This window comes from Oceanicella sp., from assembly GCF_056449545.1.
The window spans coordinates 1-4,988 of the sequence record NZ_JBWOMN010000093.1 but is presented as its reverse complement, the minus strand read 5'-3'; the positions used below and the strand labels follow the sequence as shown (position 1 = coordinate 4,988).

6 protein-coding genes are annotated in these 4,988 nt (G+C 70.0%); 3 read left to right on the top strand and 3 right to left on the bottom strand.

From position 1 onward, the window contains the following. Nucleotides 1-460: 460 nt before the first annotated feature. Entirely contained in the window at nucleotides 461-1,324 is an 864-nt protein-coding gene (locus tag AC1HC7_RS12890) for an efflux RND transporter periplasmic adaptor subunit (protein WP_479496469.1), read from the bottom strand. 249 nt (nucleotides 1,325-1,573) lie between these two features. Here AC1HC7_RS12890 and fumC point away from each other — a divergent pair, with 249 nt between their 5' ends. The 3 genes from fumC (at nucleotide 1,574) to AC1HC7_RS12875 (ending at nucleotide 3,546) form a co-directional block, all read left to right on the top strand. Then, nucleotides 1,574-2,971: a class II fumarate hydratase gene (gene fumC / locus AC1HC7_RS12885; RefSeq protein WP_479496468.1), complete on the top strand. Its 1,398-nt coding sequence runs from the start codon at nucleotides 1,574-1,576 to the stop codon at nucleotides 2,969-2,971. 99 nt (nucleotides 2,972-3,070) lie between these two features. Next, entirely contained in the window at nucleotides 3,071-3,295 is a 225-nt protein-coding gene (locus tag AC1HC7_RS12880; RefSeq protein ID WP_479496467.1) for a DUF4169 family protein, read from the top strand. Continuing rightward, a complete protein-coding gene (locus AC1HC7_RS12875; protein WP_479496466.1) occupies nucleotides 3,292-3,546 on the top strand; it encodes a ribbon-helix-helix domain-containing protein in 255 nt (84 codons plus the stop codon). Before AC1HC7_RS12880 ends, AC1HC7_RS12875 begins: the two co-directional genes overlap by 4 nt. Before the next feature lie 30 nt (nucleotides 3,547-3,576). On the opposite strand, the gene AC1HC7_RS12870 is transcribed toward AC1HC7_RS12875, so the two are convergent. Together AC1HC7_RS12870 and AC1HC7_RS12865 are read right to left on the bottom strand one after the other, a co-directional pair. Next, nucleotides 3,577-4,479, bottom strand: coding sequence for a cytochrome c biogenesis CcdA family protein (locus AC1HC7_RS12870; RefSeq protein WP_479496465.1), 903 nt, complete (start codon nucleotides 4,477-4,479; stop codon nucleotides 3,577-3,579). Nucleotides 4,480-4,565: 86 nt separating this feature from the next. Further along, nucleotides 4,566-4,988 (bottom strand): cytochrome c family protein (locus AC1HC7_RS12865; protein WP_479499079.1); only part of this gene is annotated, 423 nt, incomplete at its 5' end.

Genomic DNA, 4,988 nt, shown 5'->3' with positions numbered 1-4,988 from the left:
CCGCGACAGTTTCTCATCTTCGGCAAGGGGATCGTTGGTTAATTTTTTCGCCCCCCCGGCGCGTGCGGTCGGCGCGTCCGGCCCCTCGCCGTCTGCTGAATCGATTTCCGGGTCAGTTTCCCAAGCAAGCGAACCTTCGGATTTATCCAGTGACTCCATCATGAACGTCTCCCCCAAGAACTAAATTCACGCAGAGAGGGCCGAAAATGCACGCCTGACGGGAAGTAAAACACGATCTGACGGGCCGCTCCCTACCCGCCAGAATAAACGATTCATTAAGAGAAGTGTCACTTTTTTCCGGGGAGCCTGGCGGCGGCGCCGGGCGCGGCGCGACCCTGCGTCGCGGCCTTCGCGCCAAGGCTGCGCCGCGGCGGCGAGACTGTCGCGCAAGGGGTGCGAACCGGGGGCGACCGCCGCCCGCGCCGCGTTCATCGCCGCGGCGCAGGATCCCTGGCGGGGCTCAGTTCGCCGCGTCGGGAAACTGCACCCGGCAGTTCACCCCGGCGGGAATGGAGAAATCCGGGTTCTCGATCAGCAGGCGCACGCCGAAGGTGCCGCTGGCGGCGTCGAGCACCCGATCCACCACGTCGACCCGGGCGCGATAGGCGCCCCCGACCGGCGCCTCGGGGCGCACCAGGGCGATGTCGCCTTCGCGCATGCGCCCGAACAGCGTCACCGACACGAAGGTCTCCACGTGCAGCGGGTCGAGCACGGCGATGGTGGCGACGCTGTCGGTCTCGTTGAAATACTCGCCGGCCGACAGCAGCCGCTCCACCACGATCCCCGACACCGGCGCGACGATGCGCCGCCGCGCCAGCAGCTGTTCGGCGCGGCGCAGTTCCAGCGCCGCCAGCGCCAGGCGGGCGCGCGCGGCCTCGGCCTCCTGCTCGGCGACCAGCAGTTCGGTGCGCAGTTCGTCCAGCGCCGATTCCGCCACGATGCGCGATTTCAGCAGCTTTTCGCTGCGCGCCACACGGCGCGACAGCATCGCCGCGCGGCTGGTCGCGGAGGCCAGCTCGGTTTCGTCGCCGGCGCGGGCGCGGGCGAGGTCCACCGCCGTCCGTTCGGCGTCCGCCACCAGTTCGGCGACCACGTCGCCCTTTTCCACGGCGTCGCCGCGATGCGCCAGCACACGCGCGATCAGCCCGGGTTCGGCGGTGGACAGCCGCACGGTCTGGGACGGGTTGATCACGCAATCGAGTTCCGGGATCGGTTCGGCGCCCGCGGCTTGCGGCGGGGCGGTTCCGGCAAGCAGCGCGCCGATCATCGCCGCGGCGCGAAGGCGGCCCGCGCCCCTGATCCGGCATTCAGTCGCTGCGCGCATTCGCGGCTCTCCATCGGTTTCCTGCGGCGGGGGGCCGCCTGATCGCAAACCAGGATCGGGGGCCCGGATCGCGGGCCCGGACCGCCGGGCCTCGGGCGTTCATCCCCCGGGCGATCCTTGCAGCGGCGCCGTCGCGGCGCAAGCCCCGCGAAACCCGGGTCGGCCCCCGATGCACCCCCGGCGGGCCATTGCGCCGGGCGCGCCGCTCGCGATAGAACCCGCCCACAGGCAGCCAATGGAGGACAGCGCATGACCGCCCCCGCCACGCGGACCGAGACCGACAGCTTCGGTCCCCTCGAAGTTCCCGCCGACAGGTACTGGGGCGCGCAGACCCAGCGCTCGCTGATGAATTTCCCGATCGGCTGGGAAAAGCAGCCGGTGGCGCTGGTGCGCGCGCTCGGGGTGATCAAGCGGGCGGCGGCCGAGGCCAACATGGCGGCGGGCGATCTCGATCCGACGATCGGCGAGGCCATCGCCGCCGCGGCGGACGAGGTGATCGCCGGCAAGCTCGACGATCATTTCCCGCTGGTGGTGTGGCAGACCGGGTCCGGCACCCAGTCCAACATGAACGCCAACGAGGTGATCGCCAACCGCGCCATCGAGATGCTCGGCGGCGAGATCGGGTCCAAGACCCCGGTGCACCCCAACGACCACTGCAACCGGTCGCAATCCTCCAACGACACTTTCCCCACCGCCATGCACATCGCCGCCGCGACCACGATGCGCGACGTGCTGCTGCCGGGGCTGAAGAAGCTGCACGCGGCGCTGGCGGCGAAATCCGAGGCTTTCGCCGACATCATCAAGATCGGCCGCACCCACACCCAGGACGCCACGCCGCTGACGCTGGGGCAGGAATTCGGCGGCTACGCCTTTCAGGTCGCCCAGGGCGTCGCCCGGGCGGAGCGGGCGCTGCCCAACATCTACGCGCTGGCGCAGGGGGGCACCGCCGTGGGCACCGGGCTCAACACCCGCGTGGGCTTCGCCGAAGCGGTGGCCGCGAACATCGCCCGCATCACCGGCCTGCCTTTCGTCACCGCCCCCAACAAGTTCGAGGCGCTGGCCGCCCATGACGCGGTGGTGGAAATGTCCGGCGCGCTGAAGACCGTCGCGGCGTCCCTGTTCAAGATCGCCAATGACATCCGCCTGCTCGGCTCCGGCCCGCGCTGCGGTCTGGGCGAACTGATCCTGCCCGAGAACGAACCCGGATCCTCGATCATGCCCGGCAAGGTCAATCCGACGCAGGTCGAGGCGCTGACCCAGGTTTGCGCCCATGTGATGGGCAATGACGCGGCCATCGGGTTCGCCGGTTCGCAGGGGCATTTCGAACTCAACGTCTACAAGCCGATGATGATCTACAACCTGCTGCAGTCGATGCAGCTGCTCGGCGACGCGGCGGCGTGTTTCACCGACAGATGCGTGGTCGGGATCGAGGCCGACGAGGCGCGGATCTCGAAACTGATGTGGGAAAGCCTGATGCTGGTGACGGCGCTGGCCCCGGAGATCGGCTATGACAACGCCACCAAGGTGGCCAAGACCGCGCACAAGAACGGCACGACGCTGAAACAGGAGGCCGTCGCGCTGGGTTTCGTGGATGCCGAGACCTTTGACCGGGTGGTGCGGCCCAAAGACATGCTCGGGCCGAAGTGAGGCGGTCGCGGCGTCGGCCCCATGGATGACATCCGCCCCGCCCAGCGCCGCCCGGTTCTCGGCCGGGCGCGTTTCGCCAGGAATCTGGAGGGATCGACAATGGCTGACATCACGAATCTGCGACAGGCCCGCAAGCGCAAGGCGCGCGACGCGGCGCGCCGCCGGGGCGACGAGAACGCCGTGAGGTTCGGGCGCCGCAAGGCCGAAAAGGCGGGCGCCGACAAGCTCGCCGCGTTGGACAAGGCCAGGCTGGACGGGCATCGCCTGAGCCCGGGAGCCGGCGATCGCATTGAAGGCGACGGCGAGGAGGCGGGCGACGCATGACCGCTCGCCGGACTGAAGGCCCCGGTTATGCGCCGCCGCGGAAACGGTCCCTGACGCTGCGCGGGCATCGCACGTCGGTGTCGCTGGAGCCGATGTTCTGGGAGGCCTTGCGCGCCATGGCGGCGGCGCGCGGCATGGCGCTGAACGCGCTCGCCGCGGAAATCGACGCGGCGCGTCCGCCCGGGCTGGGATTGGCGAGCGCCATCCGCCAGGCGGCGCTTGAGGCGGCGGGCCGCGCGCCGGACGCTTGACCCGTCCGCCAATGGCGGCCGGCGGCGCGCTCAGCCAATGGAGCCCAGAATCGGGAACGCGTCGAGCAGCCAGAAGGACAGGTTGGAGAAATTGCCGGTGAGCATCATCACGCCCACCACCACCAGCAGCCCGCCCATGACCCGCTCCACCGTGCCCATGTGGCGGCGGAACCCGCGCATCCAGCGCATGAACGGCTTCACGAACAGCGCCACCAGCACGAAGGGCGTGCCCAGCCCCAGGGAATAGACGAACAGCATGGCGACGCCGGTGCTCAGGGTCTCGGTCTGGGCGGCGAGGAACAGGATCGAACCGAGGATCGGCCCGATGCAGGGCGTCCAGCCGAAGGCGAAGGCCAGTCCGATCACATAGGCGCCGGCGAAGCTGCCGGCCGAGCCGCTGGCGTTGAACCGGGCCTCCTGCATCAGGAAGGGCAGGTGGTCGAGGCCGCTGAACTGCAGCGCCGTCGCCAGCGCGATCAGCGCCGCGACCCATTGCCAGTTGTCCGCGAACAGCACCGCGGCCGAATCCACCGCGCCGTTGGCCAGCGCGTAGAGCAGCGAGACCGCGAGGATCGCCGCCGCCGTCGCCAGAGACTTGCGAAAGCCGATGAAATGCTGGCCGAGCGCGTAGATGACGAAGCCCGCGACCATGCCGAATTCGTATTTGTACTGCGCCAGCGTCTGCCCGATCAGCGAGGCCGTGGCCCCCAGCGCCACGAACACCGTCGCCAGTCCGGCGACGAAGAACAGCGAGGAGATCAGCACCCGCCGGGCCAGCCCGTCATCGACCTCGGTCTCGGATTCGCCGGTGAGCTGATCCATGGTGGTCCCGGCCATGAAGGCCAGATAGGGCGGCGCCAGGGGCAGCACGCAGGGCGATAGAAAACTCAGCAATCCCCCAAGGAATGCGGTGATGATGCCGAAATCGGCCATGCTGTCGGGCTCCAGTCTGCGCGGTCAGACAGCCTCCCTAGCCGATCGCGGGCGTCGCGTCACCGGCGTCCGGCGCCGCATGGGGTTCAATTTCCCGTGTCGCGCGAACCGGATGGCGCCGCGGACGGCCCGGCCGCCGGCGCCGCCGGGCGGTCCAGCGTGGCCAGAAAGGCCACGAGGTCCTCGATGTCCTGCGCCGAAAGCCACGGCTGGCGCAGCCCCGGGGTGCGTTCGGCCTGAGTCAGCGACACGTCGTAATAGGCGGGCATGGGGGATGCCGGGTCGCGCAGTCGGGGATTGACCAGAATCAGGCGCAGCGCGCCGATGTCGAGCCGCGCGGCGACGCCGTCCAGCGCCGGGCCGCGGGGGCGCAGGATCGGGTTCAGATCCGGCGGCGCCTGTGCGCCGCGCGCCGGGTCGGGTGGGGATTCGGGTGGGGATTCGGGCGCGGCGGGGTCTGGCGCGGCGCCATCCGCGCCCGTCGCCGCCCCCGCGACGTCGCGGGGGCG